The organism is Acinetobacter pittii, from assembly GCF_022449185.1.
Lineage (GTDB): Bacteria > Pseudomonadota > Gammaproteobacteria > Pseudomonadales > Moraxellaceae > Acinetobacter > Acinetobacter pittii_I.
This window is the reverse complement of record NZ_JAKUKO010000002.1, coordinates 16,949-43,271: the sequence shown is the minus strand read 5'-3', so window position 1 is coordinate 43,271 and position 26,323 is coordinate 16,949. Positions and strand designations below refer to the sequence as shown.

At 41.0% G+C, this 26,323-nt stretch carries 29 protein-coding genes; 17 read left to right on the top strand and 12 right to left on the bottom strand.

Translation table 11 applies throughout. The features are described 5' to 3' along the window. Positions 1 to 12: 12 nt before the first annotated feature. Positions 13 to 657: a bifunctional nicotinamidase/pyrazinamidase gene (gene pncA, locus MKX14_RS06255; protein WP_240282055.1), complete on the bottom strand. Its 645-nt coding sequence runs from the start codon at positions 655 to 657 to the stop codon at positions 13 to 15. Between the two features lie 328 nt (positions 658 to 985). Between pncA and dapA the strand changes: the two genes are divergently transcribed. The 5 genes from dapA to yfdC all read left to right on the top strand — a co-directional run bounded on the left by dapA (position 986) and on the right by yfdC (position 4,635). Beyond that, on the top strand, positions 986 to 1,879 hold the full coding sequence (gene dapA, locus MKX14_RS06250) for a 4-hydroxy-tetrahydrodipicolinate synthase (protein ID WP_046812118.1): 894 nt from the start codon (positions 986 to 988) through the stop codon (positions 1,877 to 1,879). A 15-nt stretch (positions 1,880 to 1,894) separates the two neighbouring features. Beyond that, positions 1,895 to 2,497 carry a lipoprotein-34 precursor (NlpB) gene (locus tag MKX14_RS06245; protein ID WP_046812148.1) on the top strand — a complete coding sequence of 201 codons (603 nt, stop codon included), beginning with the start codon at positions 1,895 to 1,897 and terminating at the stop codon, positions 2,495 to 2,497. A 36-nt stretch (positions 2,498 to 2,533) separates the two neighbouring features. Further along, the gene (gene purC / locus MKX14_RS06240) at positions 2,534 to 3,253 is read left to right on the top strand and encodes a phosphoribosylaminoimidazolesuccinocarboxamide synthase (protein WP_002119240.1); all 720 of its coding nucleotides are present in this window, start codon (positions 2,534 to 2,536) and stop codon (positions 3,251 to 3,253) included. Between the two features lie 192 nt (positions 3,254 to 3,445). Further along, entirely contained in the window at positions 3,446 to 3,649 is a 204-nt protein-coding gene (locus tag MKX14_RS06235; RefSeq protein WP_032036259.1) for a hypothetical protein, read from the top strand. Between the two features lie 149 nt (positions 3,650 to 3,798). Next, complete coding sequence (yfdC, locus tag MKX14_RS06230) at positions 3,799 to 4,635, top strand: formate/nitrite transporter family protein (protein WP_046812119.1); 837 nt, start codon at positions 3,799 to 3,801, stop codon at positions 4,633 to 4,635. A gap of 13 nt (positions 4,636 to 4,648) precedes the next feature. Here the strand turns inward: yfdC and rarA are convergent, their stop codons facing one another. The 3 genes from rarA to MKX14_RS06215 form a co-directional block, all read right to left on the bottom strand. Continuing rightward, entirely contained in the window at positions 4,649 to 5,914 is a 1,266-nt protein-coding gene (rarA, locus tag MKX14_RS06225) for a replication-associated recombination protein A (RefSeq protein ID WP_240282054.1), read from the bottom strand. A 105-nt stretch (positions 5,915 to 6,019) separates the two neighbouring features. Then, positions 6,020 to 7,192, bottom strand: a complete 1,173-nt coding sequence (yliI, locus tag MKX14_RS06220; protein WP_240282053.1) for a PQQ-dependent sugar dehydrogenase — start codon at positions 7,190 to 7,192, stop codon at positions 6,020 to 6,022. Positions 7,193 to 7,302: 110 nt separating this feature from the next. Beyond that, the gene (locus MKX14_RS06215) at positions 7,303 to 7,761 is read right to left on the bottom strand and encodes a YcgN family cysteine cluster protein (RefSeq protein ID WP_240282052.1); all 459 of its coding nucleotides are present in this window, start codon (positions 7,759 to 7,761) and stop codon (positions 7,303 to 7,305) included. 193 nt (positions 7,762 to 7,954) lie between these two features. Here MKX14_RS06215 and MKX14_RS06210 point away from each other — a divergent pair, with 193 nt between their 5' ends. From MKX14_RS06210 to ahr, 8 genes are all read left to right on the top strand, one after another. Next, positions 7,955 to 8,113, top strand: coding sequence for a DUF1328 domain-containing protein (locus tag MKX14_RS06210; protein ID WP_002053759.1), 159 nt, complete (start codon positions 7,955 to 7,957; stop codon positions 8,111 to 8,113). 171 nt (positions 8,114 to 8,284) lie between these two features. After that, positions 8,285 to 9,022 (top strand): dienelactone hydrolase family protein, encoded by a 738-nt coding sequence (locus MKX14_RS06205; protein ID WP_240282051.1) that lies wholly within the window; start codon positions 8,285 to 8,287, stop codon positions 9,020 to 9,022. 183 nt (positions 9,023 to 9,205) lie between these two features. Continuing rightward, entirely contained in the window at positions 9,206 to 9,568 is a 363-nt protein-coding gene (locus MKX14_RS06200) for an HIT family protein (protein WP_240282050.1), read from the top strand. A gap of 142 nt (positions 9,569 to 9,710) precedes the next feature. Further along, positions 9,711 to 10,745 (top strand): A/G-specific adenine glycosylase, encoded by a 1,035-nt coding sequence (mutY, locus tag MKX14_RS06195; RefSeq protein WP_240282049.1) that lies wholly within the window; start codon positions 9,711 to 9,713, stop codon positions 10,743 to 10,745. 47 nt (positions 10,746 to 10,792) lie between these two features. Next, positions 10,793 to 11,329, top strand: coding sequence for a M23 family metallopeptidase (gene lytH, locus MKX14_RS06190; protein WP_240282048.1), 537 nt, complete (start codon positions 10,793 to 10,795; stop codon positions 11,327 to 11,329). A 9-nt stretch (positions 11,330 to 11,338) separates the two neighbouring features. Continuing rightward, positions 11,339 to 11,584, top strand: a complete 246-nt coding sequence (locus tag MKX14_RS06185; protein WP_005066589.1) for a hypothetical protein — start codon at positions 11,339 to 11,341, stop codon at positions 11,582 to 11,584. Between the two features lie 30 nt (positions 11,585 to 11,614). Next, the gene (tag, locus tag MKX14_RS06180) at positions 11,615 to 12,175 is read left to right on the top strand and encodes a DNA-3-methyladenine glycosylase I (RefSeq protein ID WP_240282047.1); all 561 of its coding nucleotides are present in this window, start codon (positions 11,615 to 11,617) and stop codon (positions 12,173 to 12,175) included. 38 nt (positions 12,176 to 12,213) lie between these two features. Next, positions 12,214 to 13,242, top strand: a complete 1,029-nt coding sequence (gene ahr, locus MKX14_RS06175) for an NADPH-dependent aldehyde reductase Ahr (RefSeq protein WP_240282046.1) — start codon at positions 12,214 to 12,216, stop codon at positions 13,240 to 13,242. Between the two features lie 2 nt (positions 13,243 to 13,244). Here ahr and MKX14_RS06170 read toward each other — a convergent pair whose 3' ends face one another. Further along, positions 13,245 to 14,669 carry a PLP-dependent aminotransferase family protein gene (locus tag MKX14_RS06170; protein ID WP_240282045.1) on the bottom strand — a complete coding sequence of 475 codons (1,425 nt, stop codon included), beginning with the start codon at positions 14,667 to 14,669 and terminating at the stop codon, positions 13,245 to 13,247. A gap of 90 nt (positions 14,670 to 14,759) precedes the next feature. On the opposite strand from MKX14_RS06170, the gene MKX14_RS06160 reads away from it, so the two are divergent. Next, complete coding sequence (locus MKX14_RS06160; RefSeq protein ID WP_240282044.1) at positions 14,760 to 15,134, top strand: hypothetical protein; 375 nt, start codon at positions 14,760 to 14,762, stop codon at positions 15,132 to 15,134. Here MKX14_RS06160 and MKX14_RS06155 read toward each other — a convergent pair. Further along, positions 15,118 to 16,020: a LysR family transcriptional regulator gene (locus MKX14_RS06155; protein ID WP_240282043.1), complete on the bottom strand. Its 903-nt coding sequence runs from the start codon at positions 16,018 to 16,020 to the stop codon at positions 15,118 to 15,120. The two genes, MKX14_RS06160 and MKX14_RS06155, sit on opposite strands and share 17 nt — an antisense overlap. Before the next feature lie 120 nt (positions 16,021 to 16,140). Between MKX14_RS06155 and dkgB the strand changes: the two genes are divergently transcribed. After that, positions 16,141 to 16,944: a 2,5-didehydrogluconate reductase DkgB gene (dkgB, locus tag MKX14_RS06150; protein ID WP_240282042.1), complete on the top strand. Its 804-nt coding sequence runs from the start codon at positions 16,141 to 16,143 to the stop codon at positions 16,942 to 16,944. A gap of 4 nt (positions 16,945 to 16,948) precedes the next feature. After that, complete coding sequence (locus tag MKX14_RS06145; protein WP_240282041.1) at positions 16,949 to 18,139, top strand: MFS transporter; 1,191 nt, start codon at positions 16,949 to 16,951, stop codon at positions 18,137 to 18,139. Positions 18,140 to 18,179: 40 nt separating this feature from the next. Here the strand turns inward: MKX14_RS06145 and MKX14_RS06140 are convergent, their stop codons facing one another. Together MKX14_RS06140 and dapB are read right to left on the bottom strand one after the other, a co-directional pair. Next, entirely contained in the window at positions 18,180 to 18,833 is a 654-nt protein-coding gene (locus MKX14_RS06140; RefSeq protein WP_002119284.1) for an START domain-containing protein, read from the bottom strand. Positions 18,834 to 18,883: 50 nt separating this feature from the next. Further along, on the bottom strand, positions 18,884 to 19,705 hold the full coding sequence (gene dapB, locus MKX14_RS06135; RefSeq protein WP_002119175.1) for a 4-hydroxy-tetrahydrodipicolinate reductase: 822 nt from the start codon (positions 19,703 to 19,705) through the stop codon (positions 18,884 to 18,886). A 183-nt stretch (positions 19,706 to 19,888) separates the two neighbouring features. On the opposite strand from dapB, the gene MKX14_RS06130 reads away from it, so the two are divergent. Beyond that, complete coding sequence (locus MKX14_RS06130; protein ID WP_032005063.1) at positions 19,889 to 20,242, top strand: hypothetical protein; 354 nt, start codon at positions 19,889 to 19,891, stop codon at positions 20,240 to 20,242. Between the two features lie 114 nt (positions 20,243 to 20,356). On the opposite strand, the gene dnaJ is transcribed toward MKX14_RS06130, so the two are convergent. The 4 genes from dnaJ to MKX14_RS06110 all read right to left on the bottom strand — a co-directional run bounded on the left by dnaJ (position 20,357) and on the right by MKX14_RS06110 (position 26,318). Continuing rightward, positions 20,357 to 21,469 (bottom strand): molecular chaperone DnaJ, encoded by a 1,113-nt coding sequence (dnaJ, locus tag MKX14_RS06125; protein ID WP_002119101.1) that lies wholly within the window; start codon positions 21,467 to 21,469, stop codon positions 20,357 to 20,359. A gap of 103 nt (positions 21,470 to 21,572) precedes the next feature. Continuing rightward, positions 21,573 to 21,950: a membrane protein gene (locus tag MKX14_RS06120; RefSeq protein WP_002119294.1), complete on the bottom strand. Its 378-nt coding sequence runs from the start codon at positions 21,948 to 21,950 to the stop codon at positions 21,573 to 21,575. A gap of 139 nt (positions 21,951 to 22,089) precedes the next feature. Next, positions 22,090 to 25,215 (bottom strand): efflux RND transporter permease subunit, encoded by a 3,126-nt coding sequence (locus MKX14_RS06115; protein WP_240282040.1) that lies wholly within the window; start codon positions 25,213 to 25,215, stop codon positions 22,090 to 22,092. Beyond that, complete coding sequence (locus MKX14_RS06110; protein ID WP_240282039.1) at positions 25,212 to 26,318, bottom strand: efflux RND transporter periplasmic adaptor subunit; 1,107 nt, start codon at positions 26,316 to 26,318, stop codon at positions 25,212 to 25,214. The genes MKX14_RS06115 and MKX14_RS06110 overlap by 4 nt, the downstream gene beginning before the upstream one ends. Positions 26,319 to 26,323 lie beyond the last annotated feature (5 nt).

The window sequence follows — 26,323 nt, the reverse complement described above, 5'->3', positions numbered from 1 at the left end:
AGAGCAATATACTTAAAACTCGCTCAACAGATCATTCGATTGAATACGGACAACACCTTGCTGCTGCATGGTTTGCCAAGCTTGTTCTAACGAACCATTCAGATCAATCCCTTTACAAGCATCTTCAACCACTAAAGTTTTAAAACCTTGCTTAACTGCATCTAAAGCAGTCCATGCTACACAAAAGTCCGTAGCAATTCCGACCACATAAACCGTATCAATACCGCGCTCTTTTAGATAACCTGTTAAACCCGTCGTTGTAGAGTGATCAGCTTCTATAAAAGCCGAGTAACTATCAATATGAGCGTGAAAGCCTTTTCGGATAATCAGTTGAGCTGTCGGAATATTTAAATCAGGATGAAACTCGGCATCTTGAGTACCTTGTACACAATGTTTAGGCCAAAGCACCTGCTGTCCATAGTCGAGTTCAATGGTTTCAAATGGTTGCTTGCCAAAATGATTGGCTGCAAAAGAGATATGATTATCCGGGTGCCAGTCCTGAGTCAGGACGACATTTTCAAAACAACCAGCAAGTTGGTTAATAGTTGGAATAATTCTATCGGCATCAGCAACTGCTAAATTTCCACCCGGTGTAAAACCATTTTGTACATCAACTACGATTAAAACCGCATTTTGTGGTTGTTTATTCATTTCCATGTCATCTTCAATCCCAACTGGGAAATTGCATTCTATCTTGCCATAAAAAAAGTACATATTAAGTAAGGCTCAGCTGAATCCAACTGTATTGTTGTGTTTATTGGGTGTTCTTAATGCGCAATAACGAAAACATCCTATCTTTTCCTCAAGTTTACATCGCGATTATCCGTTAGGCGTATTGTTCTTATGCGTCTGATCAGTCATAATTTGCATAATTGTCATTCAACAATCTGTTATTGTTAGAACTGGACAATCAAAATACTGCAACCATCCCACATTTTGTTTTTCTTACCTCAGATTCGGATGGATAAATAGGATATTTTTAAAAATGACTCAGCAAGCACAGACCATTCAAGGCTCAATCGTCGCAATCGTCACACCAATGTTGAAAGACGGCGGTGTAGATTGGAAGGGTCTTGAGAAGCTGGTTGAGTGGCACATAGAACAAGGTACAAACAGTATTGTAGCCGTCGGTACAACCGGCGAAGCCTCAACATTGAGCATGGAAGAGCACACACAGGTTATTAAAGAAATTATTCGTGTAGCCAATAAACGTATTCCAATTATTGCCGGTACTGGTGCAAACTCAACCCGTGAAGCAATCGAATTAACTAACGCTGCCAAAGACCTCGGTGCTGATGCAGCTTTACTTGTAACACCATATTATAACAAGCCAACCCAAGAAGGCCTTTACCAACACTATAAAGCGATTGCTGAAGCTGTTGAATTACCGCTTATTCTCTATAATGTACCTGGTCGTACTGGCGTAGACCTTTCAAACGACACAGCTGTACGTTTAGCAGAGATCTCGAATATTGTTGGCATTAAAGATGCAACAGGTGATGTACCTCGTGGTAAAGCTTTAATTGAGGCGTTAAATGGCAAGATGGCTGTGTACTCAGGTGATGATGAAACAGCTTGGGAACTTATGCTTCTTGGCGCTGATGGTAATATCTCGGTTACTGCAAATATTGCACCTAAAGCAATGAGTGAAGTATGTGCTGTTGCGATTGCCAAAGATGAACAACAAGCGAAGACGCTTAACAATAAGATTGCAAATTTACACAATATTCTATTTTGCGAATCTAACCCAATTCCTGTGAAATGGGCACTACATGAGATGGGACTGATTGATACTGGTATTCGTTTACCACTCACTCCTCTCGCTGAGCAATATCGCGAACCTCTCCGCAATGCCCTAAAAGATGCGGGAATTATTTAATAAGAGCAATTTATGATGCAATTACGTCTTGGTTTAGTCCTTGCAGTTTCAGCCTTAAGTTTAGCTGGTTGTGGTCGCTTCGCAATTAATAATCACTCTTTAGATTATAAGAATGCCAAGCAACTTGCCCCGCTTGAATATCCTGCCGATGCAACTGTACGACCAGCGACCCCTTTGTATCCTGCTCCAACTGTAGAACAGCTTGCTATTGATAACGCACCGAAGTTTGAAAACAAACGTGGCAACCGTTATGCATTACCACGTCCTGAACAAACGCAAGGTAATGCTACAGCAGATGCCACTGCTGAAACGACGACTGCGCTTGGACGTCCTCAGCTTGTGACTGACGGTAATAAAAACCCGTTGTTAAAAGTTGATGGAAATACAGCCGAGATCTGGCAATACACCAAAGCAACTTTAAGTACTTTAAATTTCAACATCATCGCTCAAGGCAGTAATCAAGCGACGATTAAAGTAAATGACAATACTTATGTGCTTAAACTTACTGGTGTAGGTTCTAGTCATACTCTTGCTCTATTTAATGTAGATAACACTTTTGCAAGCCCAGATGTGGCTGCTGAAGTGTTAAACCAGATTTACCAAAATTGGCCAGCCTAGTCGTTTACTAGGCATTTTTTTTAAAAAGGTTCCCTCATGTTAAAACAAACCTTGCTCTATACTGGTAAAGCAAAATCTGTATATGAAACAGACAATGCCGACCATCTGATTTTAGTCTTTCGTGATGATGCCTCTGCGTTCAACGGCGAAAAAATCGAACAACTAGATCGTAAAGGCAAGGTGAACAACCGTTTTAACGCCTTCATCATGGAAAAACTTGCTGCTGCAGGTATTGAAACGCATTTTGAAAAATTGCTTTCTCCAACTGAAGTGCTTGTTAAAAAACTTCAAATGATTCCAGTTGAATGTGTAATTCGTAACTACGCAGCTGGTTCTCTATGCCGTCGCTTAGGTGTAGAAGAAGGTAAAGAGTTAACTCCTCCTACATTTGAATTGTTCTATAAAGATGACGGTCTAGGCGACCCAATGGTTAACGAATCTCAAGCGATTGCTTTAGGTTGGGCGACTGCTGAACAGTTAGAACAAATGAAAGTTTTAACTTATAAAGTAAACGATGTATTAAAAGCATTATTTGCTGAAGGCAACATGATTTTGGTGGACTTCAAGCTTGAATTCGGTGTTTTCCATGACCGCATCGTGCTTGGTGATGAGTTCTCTCCAGACGGCTGCCGTTTATGGGATAAAGACTCTAAGAAGAAACTCGACAAAGACCGTTTCCGTCAAGGTTTAGGCGGTGTTGTTGAAGCTTATGAAGAAGTTGCTGCTCGTTTAGGCGTAGATTTATCTGACATCTAATCAGTAAAACTTCATAAAAAAACCGGGCTAAAGCCCGGTTTTTTTATATTCAGCGCCATGCGCCCCAAATAATGTAGACAGATTTGTCTATTTTAATAAATTAATACTTGCATAAGCTTAATTTAAAACACTAAAATCTAAAAAAACACAAAGTACTTCACAATAATTAAATTTAAAAACTAGGGTGAACCTATGGAATTATCTAAGCTTGAAAAGAGATTAATGAATCATCCAATCCATTTTGGTGAAAATCCTTTGGTCTTATTAAACAACTTTAGCACTTCTGCCTTAAAACAAGGATGGAGCGAAGCTGAAGTAGAAACCGTCATTTCTGAAGCCTCTCAAGGCGACTATATGGCACTCATCCGTACTTTAAGAGCTTATACTTTTCTTTAATCTTGTTATTGATGATCCAGCCATTGTGCATTCAATTTATAAAAAGACACATAAAGCTGTTATGAATAGACTAGATTTATCCTGAATACTGCCTTAACAATAAATAAAACAATAAATATAAGATATTTATTCAGTGAGGAGTAAACCTGATGGACCATGAAATAGAGGAAAAGAAAGTCGAGAAAACTTTAAGCTGGCGTGAAAAAATGGCAGTCGAAGAACATGAGAAACTGTCACCCCGTCTAGTTTATGAAATTATCCGCCGTGATGGTGCCGAAGAGCTTGATCGTCCAACAACTGCACTGATCTTTTCAGGGATTGCCGCGGGTTTAGTCATCAGTTTTTCATTTGTATTTAAAGCGATTATTGCTGCTTATCTCCCAGCTGATGCAGTCTGGACCGACTTAATCACTAATGTCGGTTATACCATTGGGTTTCTAATCGCTATTTTGAGTCACATGCAACTCTTTACCGAGAATACCATCACCACAGTTGTGCCTTTATTTAATCCCTTTACTTTCGATAAATTACGAGCAGTGGTCCGCTTATGGGGCATTGTGATTCTATGCAACATCATTGGAACAGCTTTGGCGAGTTTATTTTTCCTAACTACTCACCTGTTTACGCCAGATATTGATAAAGCACTAGATGAACTCGCACATCATGTGGGTTCCTTTTCTGCAACCCAGAATCTGCTTAAAGGCATTATGTCAGGGCTGTTAATTGCTGCATTGGTCTGGATGTTACCCTCGGTCAGTAATAAATTCCTGCTCATCTTTTTTATGACTTATTTGATAGGACTGGGTGACTTTACCCATGTAGTGGTTGGTTCTACAGAAATGTCCTATCTGGTCTGGCAAGGAGAAGCTTCTATTAGCAAGTATCTGTTTACTTTCCTCATCCCAACCACTATTGGCAATATTATTGGCGGTACAGGTGTATTCACGCTACTGATTTATGGTCAGGTCACTGAAGAGCTGGAATAGCATAAAGCAGGAACTATTGTTCCTGCTGCCATCTGCGTTGCTGTAAGCGCTCACCTTCAACCTCACGCTTATTTCTTGCAGACTCATAGAGTTTGGTTCCCTTCAACTCAGGCGGCAAATAGTCTTGCAGCACAAAGTGCTCTGGGTAGTCATGAGGATAGAGATAATTAACTCCATAGCCTTGCTGTTTCATAAGCTTGGTTGGCGCATTTCTCAAATGTAAAGGCACAGGTAAATTTGCTGTTTTTTCAGCAAGTTCAAGAGCCTTATTAATCGCTAAATAAGTACTATTACTTTTTGCACTTGTTGCTAGGTAAACTGCTGTTTGACCTAGAATAATTCGGGCCTCCGGCATACCTACCGCTTGTACAGAGCGGAAACACTCACCTGCAAGCAATAGCGCATTGGGGTTGGAATTTCCAATGTCTTCTGAGGCGGCAATCAGCATACGTCTTGCAATAAAAACCGGATCTTCTCCGCCTTTAAGCATACGAGCCATCCAATATAGCGTTGCATCTGGATCACTGCCGCGAATTGATTTAATAAAGGCAGAAACAAGGTCGTAATGCTGCTCGCCCGATTTGTCATAACGCGCAATATTTTGCTGAGCGACTTTTACCACAACCGCATTGGTAATCGTGTTTTCAACTTCTGGTTCAAAAGTACTTGCAATCAAGTCCAGTAAATTAAGCGCTTTTCGAGCATCACCTGCTGCAAACTGAATGAGTGCATCATATTCTTCAATATGGATATAACGTTCTTTTAAGAATTTATCGCTTTGAAGTGCATTGTTGAGTAATGTCTGAATTGCCTCACTGTCTAAACTATTTAAGGTATAGACCTGACAACGTGATAAAAGCGCACTATTGACTTCAAAAGATGGGTTTTCAGTGGTCGCACCAATTAAAGTAATTTTGCCTTTTTCAACTGCACCCAACAAAGCATCTTGCTGTGATTTATTAAAACGATGAATTTCATCAATAAAAACAACAGGTGTCAGTAAATCACCACTTTCTGCAATCACTTCACGTAATTCTTTTACGCCCGTATTCAGCGCAGATAAACTCACAAATGGCCGATCTATCGCTTGAGCCAAAAGTAAAGCAATCGTTGTTTTACCAACGCCTGGTGGTCCCCAAAAAATAATAGAAGGCAAATGACCCTGATCAATCATTTGACGTAAGGGCGCATGTTCACCTAATAAATGGTCTTGCCCAATAATTTCAGACAAGTCTCTTGGGCGCAGGCGTTCGGGAAGTGGAATATGGGTGTCTGACATCTCAAATGGCTTTATCGTCTTTTCGCTATAGTCTATTGCGTCTCACAGAAATCTACAATTTGAATCTATGAGACACGTTCTTTATTTACAGGCGCTTGCTTAGCATTAAGAGGGTTTCTTACTCAGCTTGAGTAAACGCGCATTTGAGCCATCTTCAATCACCCAAATCGAACCATCTTGTGCTTCATGCAACCCACGAATACGTTTTTTCATATCCAATCTTTGCACTTCTTTCACGGGCTTATGCTCTAAATCCACCACAATAATCGCTTCGGAAGATAACCCGCCGATTAAGGCTTTATTTTGCCATGCAGGAAATTGCTGACCACGATAAATGATCATACTCGATGGAGAGATAACAGGAGTCCAGTCAATTTCTGGTGCTTTAAACTCTGGCCGAGTGTGATGATCTGGAATAGGTTGGCCCGAATAATGGTCTCCATTTGAAACGATTGGATAACCATAATTTTCACCTTTGGTAATAATATTAAGCTCATCACCACCTTTAGGCCCCATCTCAACCACCCACAACTGTCCTTGGCGGTCAAAAGCCATACCTAAAGGGTTACGGTGTCCAAGTGACCATATTTCAGCAGTAACCCCGCCTTGCTTATAAAAAGGGTTACCTACAGCCGCGGTGCCATCCTCATTTAAATGCAAGATTTTACCCAAGTTACTTTTCATGTTTTGGGCAGGATCAAACTTTTGTCGCTCACCTGAACTGACCCACAGCTTACCATCTGTACCAAAAAGCATGCGATGTCCATAATGGCCTTGTCCCGAGACTTTAGGTACTTGCTGCCAAATCTGCTTTATATCGGTGAGTTTTGGCTGGTTAGGATGAGATAAATCTAGTTTCGCACGTGAAATCACTGCGCCAGAACCGCCTTGTCCTTTTGTAGCATAGCTAAGATAAACCCAATGATTCTTGGCAAAGTCAGGGTGTAAAATGACATCTCCTAAACCACCTTGCCCCCCATAGTTCACCGTGGGAACACCTTGCACATCCAACATTTGTTTATTTTTTGGGTTAAAAATTTTTAATTTACCTTGCCGTTCAGTCACTAATAAACGCTGATCAGGCAGACTGGTCACAGCCCAAGGCTCATTAAAATGTGAGACTACTTCAACCTGATAAGTTTGTTTGATGGCAACAGACTGATCTGCTTTTGCAGTCGTATTTTGTTCAGGATTTTTTGAATTGGTATTATTAGACCCACAGGCCATTAACAAAAAAAAGCTACTACATAATAAGGGGGCTGCTAATCGTCTCATCATTTTTATCTCCTTTTGTTTTTATTGTTATATTACGGAGATGAGCAAAAAAATTACGATAAAAGTGTTACTTTATTATACGCTGTAATCAAACATTCTCTTTTAAGACTAAATTAGCGCACCCACCGCACAATATAATCTTCAAGATCATCTTCATGGACATCAACTTCAGAAAGGCAACGTCCTGCAACTGACTTTTTCGCTTTAACCACGCTTTGTCTCGAACCCGTATTTAAATAATGCCAAGAAGGTAAATTCTTGCCTTCATTCAAGCGCTTATAGGCACAGCTTGATGGCAACCAGTGGATTGTTTTTAAAGATTCTACCGTTAATTGCAGGCAGTCAGGTACTTGCTGTTGACGATTAGGATAGTCCGTGCAACGCCCTGTACCACAATCAAGTAACTTACAGGCCAATTTGGTATAAGCCACCTCATGCGTATCTTCATCTTCTAGTTTTACCAGACAGCATAAACCACACCCATCACATAAAGCTTCCCACTCAGCCTGAGTCAGTTGCTCTAACGGATAGTTTTTCCAAAAGAGTGGTCGAAGTGAGGTCTCGGTAGACATAATCTTTTAACAGTTGATGAGATAAAACGATATATCAGTATAGCATTGAAGTGGTCTGTACTAAAAAAGAAGCTGTATTTATGACATCACAAAATGATTGTTTAATATACATTTCAACCACATAAACGACACATTCCGAGTAAAAAACACGCTATATAGTTAAATGACAATGAAAAATAAGGAGGACAGCATTATGTTCCGTTGGGCGATAATTTTTGCAGTAATCGCACTCATTGCCAGTCTATTAGGGTTTGGTGGTGTTGCAGGGCTATCTAAAGACTTTGCCGTGATTTTATTAGTTGTAGCTGTAATTCTAGCTGTAATTGGGTTCATTTCTCGAGGCCGAACTTAATTTAATCATGATCACATAAAAAGAAGGAACTGGTTTCCTTCTTTTTTATTGCTTATAGCTTTGTATCTTTTTCTTTTGATGTAGATTTTTACATAGTTATTTATTTTAGTTCTTAATTTTTATGCTTTAATCAAGCGTATTTAAATCGATTTAAATTTCAGGATTAATGTCATGAGTACTGCAATTAAAACCCGTGAAATTCAATATACTGCACCAGATGGTAGCCATTTAATTGGTTACTTTGCGGCTCCAGATAGCGAAACACCTGTTGCGGGTGTGATTGTTGCTCCTGAGTGGTGGGGACGTAACGAATATACAGAGCAACGCGCACGTGAACTTGCTGAACACGGCTATGCTGCGCTTGCAATTGATATGTATGGTGATAAAAAGGTTACAACCACCGCAGCTCAAGCCTATGAATGGATGATGCAGACATTTGAAGACTTAGACACGGTGACTGATCGTGCTAATGCAGGGCTTCAAACTTTAGCTGCTCAGCCGGAAGTAAACAGTGGAAAAATTGCCGCTGTAGGTTATTGCTATGGTGGTAAAGTCGTATTAGATCTTGCGCGTTCAGGTGCTCCACTTAAAGCAAGTGTAACGTTCCATGGTACATTAACGCCTAAAGCTCCTGCTCAAAAAGGCAACATTCAGGGTGAAATTTTAGTTCTACATGGTGAACTAGACAGTATGGTCACCTTAGAAGATGTTGCTAATTTTGAAAAAGAGATGCAAGCTGCTGAGGTTAAACACGAGGTAGTGGTTTTAGAAGGTGCTAAACATGGCTTTAGTAACCCGCTTGCCGATGAAAGAGCTAAAGCGAACGGTGTAGACCTTGGCTACAATAGCGAAGCGGAAAAACAAGGCCTTGCTAAAATGTACGCTTTATTAGATCGTACTCTAAAATAAAAGAAGCAAATTTGGAGCAAATGATTTTTTGCATTTGCTCCGTTAAATGTTTATGACTTTGCAATATTTTTACTGTATTTTTTAAACCATACTTCAATAACTATATTCCCGTTGAGCTAGAGCAAAGCCTAGTCTTATTTCCCGCACTCGGGGTTTAATGGAATAACATGAGAGGATACAACAATGACTGACAAGAAATGTCCGTATTGCGAATTTGATGAATATGACATCATTGATAAGAATGAATTTGCCGTAATTTTGCCTGATTCTAATCCGTTATCTAAAGGCCACTGTGTCGTAACTCCATTACGTCACGTCAACTCGTTCTTTGAGATCACATCTAAAGAGCATCAAGGCTTGCTTACACTTCTTGAAATTGCCCGTCATGAGACACAGCTTCGTCATCAACCAGATGGCTTTCATATTGGTTTTAATGATGGTGAAGTTTTTGGAAAAACTTCAGATCATTTCCACATTCATGTCATTCCTTACTATAAAAACCAACCGTTGAAACTTGACCAACGTTGGGGTGTACAAAAGGATTAATCCTTTTATCTGATTGAAACAGAGATTACGCGCTTTGAAGTAGTCTCTGTTTTAATACACTCTTTTTGTTTGCCTGCTTTAAACAAAATTTCATCTAAATTTCAGCTATAATTTACCCCTTACTTTTCTTCTATAGCTGTTCATGCCTGAATTTTCTTTTTCTGATGCCCTCTTAAATTGGTTCGACCAACATGGTCGTCACGATTTGCCTTGGCAAGTTGCCGATGATCCGTACAAAGTTTGGGTTTCTGAAATTATGCTACAGCAAACTCAGGTGAAAACGGTTTTGCAATATTTTGATCGCTTTATGGAGCGCTTTCCGACGGTAGAAGCTTTAGGTCATGCAACTTGGGATGAAGTAGCACCTTATTGGGCAGGTCTTGGCTATTACGCTCGTGCCCGCAATTTGCATAAAGCGGCTGGTCTTGTCACTCAGCAAGGTAAATTTCCTGAAACGCTAGAAGAATGGATTGCGTTACCCGGCATTGGCCGCTCTACCGCAGGCGCGCTCATGTCTTTAGGTTTACGCCAGTATGGCGTCATCATGGATGGCAACGTGAAACGTGTCTTAGCTCGTTTCTTTGCAATTGAAGATGATTTAAGCAAACCACAGCACGAACGTGAAATGTGGAAACTGGCTGAAGAGCTTTGCCCGACACATCGTAATCATGACTACACTCAAGCGATTATGGATCTCGGCGCAACCATTTGTACGCCTAAAAAACCGCTTTGTTTATATTGTCCAATGCAAGCTCATTGTCAGGCTTATCAGCAAGGGTTAGAACAAGAATTACCTTTTAAAAAACCGAAAAAAACACCGCCTGTTAAAACAGCAGATGTTCTTATTATTCAGTGCGAAGGTGAATGGTTCTGGCAACAACGTCAAGCTCATGGTCTATGGGGTGGTTTATTCTGTTTACCTATTTTAGAAAATGAACATGAACGACTGAGCTTAAGCCAACAATTTAAACTACAGCCTCAAGCACAAATTTTTCAGATCAGCCATAGCTTCACTCATTTCACATGGTTACTTAATGCTCATGTGTTCCACGTGGAACCTGATCAAAAAGAACATCTGGCTATTGAACTTGAAGGTCAATGGTTGAGTCCGGAACAAGCCATTGCCAAAGGTGTTCCAACCGCGATGAAAAAATTGATCTCGACAAGCCGTTCATGACATAGTGAATAAAATAATTTTGATATGGCTGTGACAGGGAGTATTTTGTGCGACGTTTTGTTTCTCATTTCTCACTTGGTTTTCTGATTATTCTTTTGGCTGCCTGTGCTAGTGCACCTAAAAAACCTGCCCCACTTCCACCTGCTCAGGTCTTCAAACTTAAAAGTATGCAGCTTCCAAATCGACTGGCTGTACCTGTAAAAGGTATTGACCGTGATGAATTAAAAGACACATGGGGAGCTGCTCGGAGTCAAGGCCGTAGTCACGAAGGAATTGATATTTTGGCTCCACGTGGAACCAAAGTGTACAGCACAACCGAAGGACTCGTTGCTGATCTTCGTAATAATAACCTCGGAGGCAAAGTCATCTGGATTTTAGGTCCAGCAGGAACATGGCATTATTATGCTCATCTTGATGGTCACAAACGTGGCTTAAACGTAGGCGACTATGTCAAAAAGGGCGACCTCATTGGCTATGTCGGCAATACGGGCAATGCACGTTATACTTCACCTCATCTTCATTATGGTCTTTACTTAGATGGTAAAGGTCGTGGTGCTGTTAATCCTTATTCATATTTACGCTAGGAACATTTTATGTCGGAAGCGCTGATCAATCGCTTAGTAGAGTTTGCCGAGTCTGGCAACCAGCAAAAGATCGTTTTAAATGGCAATAGCTATCAAGGCTGGATCATGGAAATCAGCGATGATGCCCTACTGATCAGTACCGGTTTTTCAGACAAAGTTGGCAAAGACTTTTGGCTAAAGTTTGAAGACTTAACACAAGCAGAACTGTATTATTGGGATACTCGCCCGAATGAATGGGTGTTATTTAAACTTTAAAATTCTAAGATAAATATAAGGAGCATTATCATGAAAATTCAACGTTGCGGATGGTGTTCCGACGATCCACTCTATATTGCTTACCATGATGAAGAATGGGGCAAACCCGAACACGACGAAGCACGATTATTTGAAATGCTCTGTCTTGAAGGTCAGCAAGCAGGCCTCTCATGGATTACCGTACTGAAAAAAAGAGAAAGCTATCGTCAGCATTTTTTTAATCATCCGATTGCAGACATCGCTTCATTTACAGATGATTTTCTAGAACTAAAATTATCCGATGCTGGCTTAATTCGTCACTTAGGTAAACTCAAAGCCATTCGTGATAATGCTATTGCTTGGCAAGCGCTCAAAGTACAAGTCGGTGATGTTCCTAAATGGCTTTGGCAGTTTGTAGATGCAGCTCCACAAAACAATGATGTTGTAGATTATCGTAAGGCCCCTGCTCAAACAGAACTGAGCGTAAAACTTTCCAAAACTCTTAAAAAGAATGGTTTCAAATTTGTTGGCCCAACCACCTGCTATGCTTTTATGCAGGCAGTAGGCATGGTCGATGATCATGAAAACGATTGTCAATTTAAAGCTTCATAACCCACCAGAACGGTTCAAAGCCGCTTAAGGAGTTTCCGATGAGCAATAATACGATTCAAGCTTATGCTGCAATGCAGGCAGGTGAAAAACTGGTTCCCTATCAATTTGACGCAGGTGAATTACAACCGCATCAAGTTGAGGTAAAAGTTGAATATTGTGGTTTATGTCATTCTGATATTTCTGTTTTAAATAATGAATGGCGTTCGACCGTGTACCCTGTGGTTGCAGGTCATGAAATTATTGGACGAATTGTTGCTTTGGGTTCAGAAGCAAAAGGTCTACAAATTGGGCAACGTGTCGGCATTGGTTGGACAGCTGAAAGTTGTCAAGCCTGTGATGAATGTATTGGTGGTCAGCAAGTACTGTGTACAGGTGGAAATGTTGCAACAATCGTCGGGCATGCTGGTGGCTTTGCCGATAAGGTCCGTGCAGGTTGGCAATGGGCCATTCCCCTCCCTGAAGATTTAAATGCTGAAAGTGCAGGCCCTTTACTTTGTGGCGGAATTACCGTTTTTGACCCGCTACTCAAACACAAAATACAGGCAACGCATCATGTCGGTGTAATTGGTATTGGTGGTTTAGGCCATATAGCCATTAAGCTACTTAAAGCATGGGGCTGTGAAATCACTGCTTTTAGTTCTAATCCTGACAAAACAGAAGAACTCAAGGCAATGGGAGCGGACCATGTAGTGAATAGCCGCGATACAGAGGCAGTAAAAGCTCAAAAAGGTAAATTCGATTTATTGCTAAGTACCGTGAATGTGACTCTAAATTGGCCTGCTTTTATTGCAACACTGGCACCAAACGGAACCTTACATTTCTTAGGCCTTACGCTTGAGCCTGTTCCTGTTTCTGTTGGCTCTCTTATTGGTGGTGCTAAGTCAGTGACTGGTTCACCTACAGGCTCACCTGCTGCACTACGTCAGCTTTTAAAGTTTGCTGCACGTAAAAAAATTGCACCTCAAATTGAGCTATTTCCAATGTCACAGCTCAATGAAGCAATTGAACGTCTACACTCAGGGCAGGCACGCTACCGCATTGTGCTTAAAGCAGACTTTGCAGAATAAGACTAACTCGCTGTTTTAATCTGTTGCCGTGACCAGTCCGCTAAGTCTTTAATTGCTTGGCGGACATCTGCTGTTAACTCGTGACCTGCATTTAAACGAATAAAATGCCGATAGCGTTCATCCTCACCAAAAACATGCCCGGGAACTACGGTAATTCCGTGAGATTTTGCAGTGTAATAGAGCGCCAAACTATCTACAGTTTTAGGTAACTGCATCCATAAAGCATAACCACCTTCTGGTTGACTCAGTGCAATTGGAATACCTTCAAATGCATTTAAAATACAACTACGATACTCCTCGACTTGCCGCATCAAATTCGGTCTTAACTGCTCTAAATGCTCCCTGTAACCACGACTATAAATAAAATCAGCTAGGCCTAATTGTAGCGGTGTATTGACCCCTATATTACTGGCTACCAGCTCAAGCCTTAAATGTTGTAGCTTCGCACTTAAACAGAACCACCCTACGCGATATGCACTCGACAATGACTTAGAAACTGACCCACACCAAATCACATAGCCTTCGCGGTCCCAATAGCGAATAGGTAATGGTCGCTCACCGCTGTAGCCACACTCTCCATAAATATCATCTTCGATAATAAAGCACTGATACTTTGCTGCTAATTCGGCAATCTTTTGTTTTTCTGCATTACTTAAACAATATCCCAATGGGTTCTGATAGTTGGCTGTCATTAAGCAAACTTTAGCTAAACCCTGCTTCATAAATGATTCTAAGCGCTCAAGATCGATACCACGATGATGCGCTGGAATTTCAATAATCTGTCGTTTTAAACTGGCTATAAGCTGTAGTTGTCCATTAAAAGTAGGCGTCGGAATTAAAATACTATCGCCTACTTCTGTTAGATGTTGAATCACCAAAGATAAAGCAGGCATGCAGCCATTGGTAATAAAAATATCTTCTGCCGCGATAAAAATACCATCTTCACGCCAATGATCAGATAATGCTTTTCTTAATTGCTCATGCCCTTGTTTATTACAATAAAGAAAGTCTTGAGGCTGACAATTTTTTAAAGCCCGTTGAATAGAACGACGTAAACCTTCCACCGGAATAAAATGAGGCGTTAACTGAATAGAGCCTAATGGTACAAGATGGCTTTGTAAGGCAGCTTCCTGAATTTGATTATGCAATTCCAGATTTGAAACTTGTCGAGGTAAAGACAAGAAATCTGGACTTTCAGGAATGGGGCCAGCTTGTGCACGGGCAACCACAAAATAACCTGACTTCGGCTTTACATAAATAAGCCCCCTCGCCTCAAGCAATTCATAGCAACTTTTTGCCGTACTTAAACTAATACTGTGCTGACGAGCAAAATCTCGTAAAGAAATAAGTTTCTGATGAGGTTTAAGCTCATCTTGATAAATACGATGTGCTAATTGATTGGCAAGAACCTGATATTGGAAAGTCATTCTGTGCTGCTTTTTTAAAAATTTCTGTATCTGTACTCCTTTATAGAACACCTTTAGGCTATAGAAATCAACTTAAAAAGTAGCAAAGTCATGAAATTAAAAGCTATATTGTTATTTACTATTGTTTTAACAGGTTGCCAACTACCACCAAAAAATGAGCAGCACAGGCATACTGTTTGCCAAAGTCTGATTGAAGGTTATTTAAAAATGACGAATCAGCAAGATTATAAACTGGAACAACGTACTGATGAAAAGACCAGTACGATTTCTCATTATCAATATAAACGTAATAGCTCAAATGAAGTTGTAATGGTGAATTCAGTTTATTCGACTTTATATTTTAGCTGCCGAGAACAGCAAAAAAACTATTTTCTATCTCAGCATTCAGCAGAAGGACAAATTACTCCTATTTTAGAAGTTCATTTTCCAACTGACAGTTACACTACTTTTAGAGAGCGTTTTTAAAACCGTCTTTTAACTGTGCTGCCAAAAACTCAATAAATAAACGAATTCTTTTTGGTAGGTGCTCTTGTTGATAATACACAGCATGGATGCTTTGATATTGATGTTCAATTTGGTCCTCAAATAAAGCAATCAATCGCCCTTCTTCAATGTCTTTCCAAATTTCAAATTCAGATAGTCGTGCAATACCATGTCCTCTAATCGTCAGCTGACGCACCGTTTCCCCACTCGATGCTTTAATTTTTGATTGCGCAAAAAAATATTCATCACCGATTTTAATCGGCCAACTATTGATATATGAAGGTCTGGTAAAACCAATCAAATCATGTTGTTCGAGCTGTTCCGGTTGTGTCGGTGTACCTTTAATTGCTAAATACTCAGGGCTTGCAACGATAAATAAGCGACTTTTACACACCAGTTTGGCATGAAGACTTGAATCATTAAGTTCTCCGAATCGAAATGCAACATCAGTTTTATGTTGCAGCAAATCAATCACCTGATCATTACTATTTAACTCAATTTCAATGTTTGGATAGCACTCGCGAAACTTATGCATTAATGGTGCAATCACGTGTAAAACAAACGGAGTAGCCGAATCAATTCGAATGAGTCCCGCAGTGCCCTGATCAGATTTTTGTAGTTCTTCTTCAGCCGCATTTAGCTCATTTAAGATTTTACGGGCCTTTACCAGAAACTGTTGCCCTTCTTGAGTGAGTTTTAATTTACGTGTCGTTCGTTCTAATAAGGTTACATCTAACTTAGCTTCCAAGCGTGTTAAAGATCGACTGACTCCTGAAGGCGTTTGTTTTAAATGTTCTGCCGCCGCAACAAAAGAGCCCGTATCAACGATTGCGATAAACGCAACCAGCTCTTCAATTGTTGATTTCATGTCTTATTCCATTATTGACTAATGATCAAAGATATTTTGCTTATTCATCTATTTTTTCGCAACAATAAAAAAAGCAAAATGCACATCAAGTTAAATGATTATTCAAATTTAGGTAAATACATGAATATCCCACGTTTTGGTCTAGGAACTTTCCGTCTTAAAGAACAAGCAGTTATTGATTCTGTTAAAACTGCTTTAGACGTAGGTTACCGTGTCATTGATACTGCTCAAATTTATGATAATGAAGCAGCGATTGGTCAAGCGATTGCCGAAAGCGGTGTATCACGTCAGGACTTATTTTTAACCACAAAAATCTGGGTAGATAATTTTGCTCAAGATAAGTTTATTCCAAGCTTAAAAGAGAGCCTACAAAAGCTTCGTATTGACCATGTTGACCTCACTTTAATTCATTGGCCAGCACCGGACTTAGGCGTTTCGATTCCTGAAGTTATGAAGCTTTTACTTGAAGCGAAAGAACAAGGTCTTACTAAACAAATTGGTATTTCAAACTTCAATATTGAGCTTACTCAACAAGCCATTGACACAATTGGTGCTGAAAATATTGCAACCAACCAGATTGAGCTAAGTCCTTATCTTCAAAACCATAAACTTGTGAATTTTTTACAAGAGAAGAATATTGATGTTACTTCATATATGACGCTCGCGTACGGCAAAGTGCTTCAAGACCCAGTTCTCGCTGAAATTGCAGCAGCACATAAAGCAACGACAGCGCAAATTGCACTAGCGTGGGCATTGCAACGTGGTTTTGCAGTCATTCCATCTTCGACTAAACGTGAAAACCTGATTAGCAACTTAAAAGCACAGGATATCGAGTTGACTTCAGCTGAAATGCAAATGATTGCCGAGCTCGACCGTAACAGTCGTGAAGTTAGCCCAGAGCCATGGGCACCAGTTTGGGACTAAACTCATGAACACTCAATCAAATACGGCGTTCTCGTTATTGGCATTGGCAATTGGTGCCTTTGCCATTGGCACCACGGAATTCTCTCCAATGGGATTGTTGCCGAATATCGCTAATGATTTAGGGATTTCAATTCCAACGGCTGGTATGTTAATTACAGGTTATGCACTTGGTGTCATGCTAGGTGCCCCATTCATGACCCTGTGGTTTGGTGGTTTTGCACGACGTAATGCACTTATTTTGCTGATGGCGATCTTTACGGTCGGTAACCTAATCGCAGCATTTTCACCAAGCTATATGAGCTTATTAGGTGCACGTCTTATCACAAGCCTAAACCACGGTGCTTTCTTCGGGATAGGTTCAGTTGTAGCGGCAAGCATTGTGCCCGCACATAAACAGGCCAGTGCTGTAGCAACTATGTTTATGGGCTTAACCATTGCCAATATCGGTGGTGTACCGTTGGCAACTTGGGTTGGCCAAAACATTGGCTGGCGTATGTCTTTCCTTGCAATTTCCTTGCTTGGTGTAATTACCATGCTCGCTTTATGGAAAGCACTCCCACAAGGTATGGTTGCCAAAAAACCAAATGTGAAAGCTGAATTGAAGGTATTAACGCGTACTCCTGTGGTTCTTGCACTGCTCACTACCGTACTCGGTGCAGGTGCAATGTTTACGCTCTATACCTATATTGCGCCAAGTTTGACTGAGTTTACCCATGCTTCACCGACTTTCATTACGTTCATGTTAGTGCTGATTGGTGTAGGTTTCTCAATTGGTAACCATTTAGGCGGACGTTTTGCAGATTTGTCGATTAATAAAACTTTGATTGGTTTCTTGGTTCTGTTGATTGTGATGATGGTGACTTTCCCAATTCTTGCGCAAAGCCAGATTGGAGCAGCCATTGCATTAGTGATCTGGGGTGCTGCAACTTTTGCTTTAGTTCCACCTTTGCAAATGCGTGTAATGTCAGTCGCTCATGAAGCACCGGGGCTTGCCTCTTCAGTAAATATCGGTGCGTTTAACTTAGGTAATGCCGTAGGTGCAGCAGCAGGCGCGTTAGTACTCGATCTAGGTTGGGGTTATAGCGCAGTATCTTTTGCTGGTGCATTACTGGCTGGCTTAGGTTTGTTATTGGTTTTATTTCAAATCAAACGCGAAAGTATCCCTGCACAAGCTTTACAGCAGTGTTCAGATTAATAAAAAAAGCGCCTGATCTCAGGCGCTTTTTTTAAGCTATTTATTTTAAAATATCTGGTAATTTAGGGTGTTCATAAATCGGACTGGTCACTTCCCGCTTCATTTTAAGCAACATCTGGTAAGGCTGCTGTTGAACAAACATATTTACAAAGCTCAACGGAATTGCACCAGCAGGGTCAGCGTAACCACTGGTGGTTACTTTCACCTTATTATTTGCAAGTTTCTGGAATGTCCAATCCCCTTCATAGCGTGTTAAGCGCACTACATCAGGTTGTATCGGATAATTTCCGCTAATTGCAGTATTTTTAATTGTCACAACGCCATTTGCAGCCTTGCTCATTTTTCCTTTTACAACCACATCGCGATCTTTCAAAGGAAACGGAAAATCCAACACCATATACAGTGTGAACTCACCTTTTTTCTCATCTTGAGACAACATTTCAACTTTGCCCATATAAGGCACCCACTGGTCAGCACGATTTACATCTAAAATCACAGCAACAGCGCGTTCAAGTGGCACATCAAATGTGGTTTCTGCTTTATATTGAAAGACTGGATTATCAGTTTTTTGATAGGTCCAGACTTTAATATTATTGCGGTCTAAGCTGAGTTTAGCTTTTTCTGTAGAAGCAGCCCCCGTCCAGAGGCTGCTTAAGCAAAGAAGAGTGGTCAAGGCAATTTGTTTTTTATTCATGTTCTGCTCTATCTTGTTTTTCTCGCTACACATGGAATACGGACAGGGTTTTAAACCTGTACGTCGTTCAATCCTAAAACATCTTTCATGTCATATTTACGCGCTTCACGGCCCACAACCCATGCAGCAGCTCGTACTGCACCAGCAGCAAAGTTCATACGGTTAGTCGCTTTATGAGTCACTTCAACACGCTCACCTTCACCAATAAACATGACAGTGTGTTCGCCAACGATGTCACCACCACGAATGGTTTCAAAGCCAATCGTTTGACGGTCACGTGGGCCTGTATGCCCTTCACGACCATACACAGCAACTTCTTTTAAGTTACGACCTAAAGTATCTGCAATTGCTTCGCCCATCATTAATGCTGTACCTGACGGCGCATCTACTTTATGACGGTGGTGAGCTTCAATCACTTCAATATCTACTGTATCGCCAAATACTTTTGCTGCAAGCTCAAGTAACTTGATTGATACATTTACGCCTACTGAATAGTTCGCAGCGTAAACCACTGGGGTATGCGTAGCAACTTCGTCTAACTCAGCTTTTTGCTCATCTGACATACCTGTTGTACCAATAACCATGGCAACCCCAGCTTCACGGCAAAGCTTTAAATGCTGAGCCGTTGCAACTGGTGCAGTAAAATCAATGATTACATCGCAGTCTTTAAGAACTTCTGCCAAGTTTCCTGAAACCTTCACACCCACTGAACCAATACCAGCAAGCTCACCTGCATCAGTGCCCACCAAACTACTTTCCGGACGCTCTACCGCGGCAGCTAATTGATAGCCTGCCTGTTGAACTGCTTGAATAAGCGTACGGCCCATACGACCGCCTGCACCTAAAATACCAATGCGTGGAGCTGCTGACATAATCTTCCCAATCTTCGGTTTTACGTAATTTATCTACTATATCAAAACTCTTTGCTCATCTTAAAAAGTAAAAATTATTTTTTGAGTTAGGACGAAATTTAAGCTGTTTTCACAAAAGTTAAAGAATTGATCGGCAGACTACGGAGCCACGAATGAGAAAAAGATGACTATAAGGAGTTCAGCATGCATTCGAGAATTATTGGTTTTACAGTAATGATGGGGATTATGAGTTCAGTGGCATTTGCAGAGCCTGCAATCCAGCCAGGAGACACATTAGAAAGCTTATCTAAAGCGCGCATTACAACAAACGTAAATACTCAAACAGCAACGCCTACAGCTCAAACAAGCGATGCCAATGCTGACGTTAAAGTTGAAGATATTGACCCAATTATTGGCGAAAAAACAGCAGAAGCACCGAAAGTAGCTGTACAGGCAGAAGCAGTAGCCGCACCAGTGATCGAAAATGCTCCTACTCTTGCTTCTAGCGAACCGACTGTAAGTGTTGACGATATTGATGTTGCTCATCCTACAGAGTAAGCAGACGTAATTTTCTTTTAAGCAGAATAAAAATAATAAGATGAATCAGCGCAATAAAAAGGCGGATATTTTATAAATATCCGCCTTCTTTTTAATTTCTTATCTAATCAAGTATTAATCGAACAAACGATCAAAGAATGATTTTTTCTTTGGTGAAGAAGCACTGTCTTCGCCATCAAAAGAAGCTTGCAACTCTTTAAGTAATTCACGTTGGCGAGAATTTAAATTGACTGGTGTTTCTACCACAATACGGCAGAGTAAATCACCAACCATGCTACTACGTACTGGGCGAACGCCTTTGCCACGTAAACGGAATAATTTACCTGTTTGAGTTCCCTCAGGAATCTTCAAGCTAACGCGACCTTCCAAAGTTGGAATTTCAATTTCTTTACCAAGTGCAGCATCAGCAATGCTCACTGGTACGTCCATATAAAGATCCGCGCCATCACGTTGGAAAATTTCGTGTTCACGAACGACTACTTCAACGTACAAGTCACCTGATTGGCCATCACGAATTGCTTCGCCTTTACCACTCAAACGAACGCGGTCACCGTTATCTACACCCGCTGGAATTGTAACTTCCAACGTTTGCTGGCGATCGGCAACACCTGAACCATGACATGCCTGACAAGGGTTTTTAATAATTTTACCTTGACCACGACACGTACCACATGTTTGTTGTACAGAGAAGAAACCTTGCTGCATACGAACTTGTCCTGAACCATGACAAGTTTTACAGGTTTCAACATCTTTTGGATTTTTAGAACCTTTACCATCACACACATCACATGGTGCAGGAGCAGTAAAGGTAATGGTTTTTTTCACCCCTTTTACAGCTTCTTCAAGGGTAAGTTCCATTACATAGCGTAAATCTGATCCGCGACGTTGACGCTGTTGACGTCCACCACCACCGAATGCGCCACCGAAAATATCACCGAACTGGCTAAAAATATCTTCTGCACTAAATCCACCGAAGCCACCACCGCCCCCGCCAAAGCCACCTTCGAACGCATTATGTCCCATGCGATCGTACATGCTACGCTTTTCGCTATCCGATAAAACTTCATAAGCTTCAGCAGCTTCTTTAAATTTCTCTTCAGCTTCGGCATTGTCAGGGTTTCTATCAGGATGATATTTCATCGCCAATTTACGGTAGGCTTTTTTGATCTCATCATCACTTGCGGTTTTTGAAACGCCTAAAACCTCATAATAATCACGTTTAGCCATTTTTGGCGGTGCTCCTCACGGAATTTTATCAATACTCTATTGCCGACTAAATGGGGGGCTTTAGCCGAATTTACAAGGGGGAAATGTTTAAAAAATAGATATATTAAAAAACTGCCTTATTTTTTAAATATTTAGACAAGCCTTTTAACCATGCATTTAATAGAAATAACCACGCAATAGCGCTAAAAACTACGCCAGCAACCGTAGAGGCAGTGACCCAAAGATTACTATCCCATGCAAAGAAGAAGAGCGGAATAAACCAGACAACAGCAAAAATTGCCATAAATAGAAATAGAATCGCATTGCGCATAATCCATAGCGCATGCGCATGAATCCAAACTTCTGCATTATCTACAACTGCCACTTTACGAGCGACCAAATAAGCAAAGGCCGCAAAAATAACCGTAAACAATGCAAGAAACATGAACGCATAAGAAATTACTATATAACGGCGATGCTGTTCGATATGGTCTTGCCCCATCTGTATTTCACCTCAATTCACTGCATTTTGCCTATTTTTTATGCAGTGAAATAATCCTATATTTTTTGTGTAAAGACAGGTGCTACTATATTGAACTTTTCAATATTTCGCACCTTTATTCACAAAAAATTTATGTATTTTATGCGGTTTTTTTCACCTTAAACCATGCTGCATAGAGTGCAGGTAAGAAAAACAATGTCAGTAAGGTAGCAACAATCAATCCGCCCATAATTGCAACTGCCATCGGACCAAAGAAAATACTGCGCGAAAGTGGGATCATCGCCAACACCGCAGCCAAAGCGGTAAGGATAATTGGACGGAAACGGCGCACCGTTGCTTCAATAATCGCTTCCCAAGTTGGATGTCCTGCCAGCCTATCTTGTTCAATCTGATCAATCAAAATAAGCGAGTTACGCATGATCATGCCAGACAAGGCAATGGTTCCTAGCATAGCGACAAAACCAAAAGGTTTATTAAATAACAGTAAGAACAGAACAACACCAATTAAACCCAGTGGAGCTGTTAACAACACGATGGTCGAACGAGACAAGCTTTTGAGCTGAATCATGAGTAATGTCATGACTACTGCCAAAAAGAGTGGCATACCTGCATTTACAGAATTTTGCCCACGCGCAGACTCTTCTACAGTTCCACCCACTTCAATGAGATAACCACTTGGTAATTCAGCACGTAACTTGTCCATTGATTCAGCTAACTCATCCACAACGGTAGCAGGCTGCAAATTGGTACGAATATCTGCGCGAACAGTAATCGTCGGTAAGCGGTTACGATGCCAGATCAGACCATCTTCAAACTTATACTCAATCTTCGCGATTTGAGCTAAAGGTACGGTGGTTCCATTGTTCGTTGGTACAGCTAAGCTTGCCAGTGAAGCCACTTCAACACGCTCTGCTTGGTCCCCGCGTAAGCGAATTTCAATGAGTTCACGTTTTTCACGATATTGCTCAATTGCACTACCAGTAATTGATGCATTAATGAAGTTCGCTAAATCCAGACTAGAGACACCCATTTGTCGAGCACGGTCTTGATCAATTTGAATAGAAATGATCTTACTTGGCTCGCCCCAATCTAAATGCACATTAGTGGTATTCGGGTTCTCGCTTATCACTTTAGCGACTTGCTGCGCTTCTTTACGTACCAGATTTAAATCTTCACCTGACACACGATATTGCAATGGATAACCAACAGGCGGGCCATTTTCGAGTAATGACACACGAGTACGGCCTTGTGGGAGTAACTGCTTAATTTGTGTTTCTAACGAACGACGAATGTCATCACGATCATCAAGTGATGATGCGAGTACAACAAACTGAGCAAAGCTAGCTTGCGGTAGTTGCTGGTCTAAAGGTAAATAAAAACGTGGTGAACCTGTCCCTACATAGGCCACATAGTTGTCAATACCCTTTTGTTTAGACAGGAATTTTTCAACCTTTTTCACAGCTTGTTCTGTTGCTGTTAAAGAAGCACCTTCTTCAAGTTTTAAATCGACTAAAATCTCGGCACGGTTTGAAGGCGGGAAAAACTGCTGAGGTACCATCTTAAACATCAGTACAGAGAGCACAAAAATCCCCACCGTCGTTGCAATCACGGTTTTACGATAAGTCACACAAAACTCGACCATCTTTCTAAAACGTAAATAGAAACTAGATTGATAAGGATCGTAATGATGGTCCTGTGAAATTGCCACAGTTTGCGGTTGCGGTTTTTTAGTTAATCTTGCCCACAAACGGACATACCAAGGGGCCTGATGTCCTAACTTGGTAAAATCTGGTAATAGCTTTTCACCTAAATAAGGTACGAATAAAACTGCTGCGATCCAAGACACCAATAAAGCAATGGTCACGACCTGAAAGATAGAGCGTGTGTATTCACCTGTACTAGACTGAGCCGTAGCAATCGGTAAAAAACCTGCCGCAGTGATGAGTGTTCCGGTTAACATTGGAAATGCAGTAGTTTTCCACGCAAATCCGGCGGCTTTAATCCGGCTATAACCCTGCTCCATCTTAATGGCCATCATCTCGACGGCGATAATGGCGTCATCGACTAACAGGCCTAATGCCAAGATCAAAGCACCAAGTGAAATCTTATGCAGTCCGACATCGAATAAACTCATACCGGCAAAGGTCATTGCTAAAACTAATGGAATAGAAAAAGCGACCACCAATCCCGTACGGAAGCCTAAAGAGAAAAAACTCACTAACAAGACAATAATGACTGCTTCAGCGAGTACCTTCACAAACTCATGAATACTGCGTTGTACTGCTACAGGTTGGTCAGAAACTTTTTGCAATTTCATACCGAGTGGCAAGGTCTTTTGCAGTTGGGCAAATTCTGTTTCTAGATTTTTACCAAGGGCAATAATGTCACCGCCTTTACGCATCGAAACGGCAATGCCAATACCATTTTCACCCATGAAACGCATACGTGGTTGAGCAGGCTGACTAAAACCACGATAAACATCAGCAACGTCACCAAGCTGGATGGTTTTATCACCAACCAATAAAGGTGTTTTTTTAATTTCATCAATGTTTTGTAGATGACCACTTACTCTAATTTGAATACGGTCTGTACCCGTTTCAAAAAAGCCAGCACTTGCCATACTATTTTGCTTTTGTAAGGCTTCTTGAATCGCTGTAACTGGAATTCCGAGCTGTACCGCTTTAGTGTTAGAAATCTCAACCCAGATTTTTTGATCTTGCAGACCAATCAATTCGACCTTACTGACATCTTTGACTCGTTGAAGCTGTAATTGCAAACGATCTGCATATTCTTTCAAAAGTGCATAGTCAAAGTCTTTGCCTGTCAGTACATAAATATTACCGAAAGTGTCCCCAAATTCATCATTAAAAAATGGACCTTGTACACCGTTTGGCAGTTCATGGCGAATATCATTCACCTTCTTACGAACGTTATACCAAACATCCGGGATCTGTGCCGATGTCAGCGAGTCCTTGGCAAAGAAAGTAACCATTGACTCACCCGGACGCGAGTAAGCCATAATCTTGTCATACTGCCCTGTTGTCATGAGTTCCTTTTCGATACGGTCCGTAACTAAAGTAGAAACTTCTTTCGCTGTTGCTCCCGGCCAATAGGTTTGTACGACCATGACTTTAAAGGTAAATGGTGGGTCTTCACTTTGTGAGAGTTTTGAATAAGAGATCGCGCCGATAATGCCAAGTAACAGCATAAAATAAAGGACGATACCTTTATTATTTAATGCCCATTCCGAGAGATTGAATTTCATGGTTGGATTGCTCCCTGAATTTTCACCGCACGGTTTTCACGGTCAATCGGGTGAATCTTCTGCTTATCGCGTAGCAAATGCACACCACCAATCACCACCCAATCATTTGGTGTTAAACCAGATAGCACGGGTACACTGTCTCTGCCATATGCACCAACCGTTACAGGTACTTTACGTAAAGTCTGATTCGCATTAACAACCCAGACATAAGGCTGATTATCTGTTGCTGAAACACTCGAAAGTGGCACACTCATCACGTTGGTTTGAGTTGAGGTAAAAAATACGCGTGCACTTTGTCCAAGTTGGATAACAGACTGTCCTTCTTTGAGTGCAACTTTCACTGTAAAGGTACGAGACTGATCAGCTGCCGGAGAAACTTCGCGTACATATCCGGCAAATTTTTCATTCGGTTTAGACCACAAGGTGATCCAAGCGCCTTGACCAACTTTAATCTCGCTAACCGCTTGTTCAGGAACACCAATAACAACTTCACGCTCTCCATCAATTGCAAGTTGATAAGCAGCTTGTCCTGCTGCAACGACTTGTCCAATTTCTATATTTCGCGCAGTAATTACCCCGTTTTTATTAGAAACGAGTTGGTTATAACCTGTCTGGTTGGCAGAAACTTCGTAGTTAGAACGAGCTTGCTGTAGCGCAGCTTGCGCAGCGTCATATTGATTTTTTACCGTATCAAATTGTGAACGGCTCACTGCATTAATAGGGAGTAATTGTTGAAAACGTTTAAGTTCATCTGCTGCTGTTTTTGCTGAAGCCTGTGCATTATCCAGTTGGGCTTTAGCAGCATTTAATTGTAACTGAGCATCTGCCACATCGAGCTTTGCTAATACTTGTCCAACTTTAACTCGGTCACCTACATCGACATAGCGCGCTGTAACTTGCCCACCCACCCGAAATGCCAAAGCCGTTTGTTGTCTAGCCTGCACATCCCCTGCATAGCTTTTTTGTTCATTGAGTGTGGTTAATGGCTGCGCCACCATCACATAGGGTATTTCTTCTGTTTTAGGTGCTTCTTTACTGCACCCTATTAATGTGACCGTACAAACAATCACCATACTCATGATGAGAGGTTTTAACAGATTCATATCTT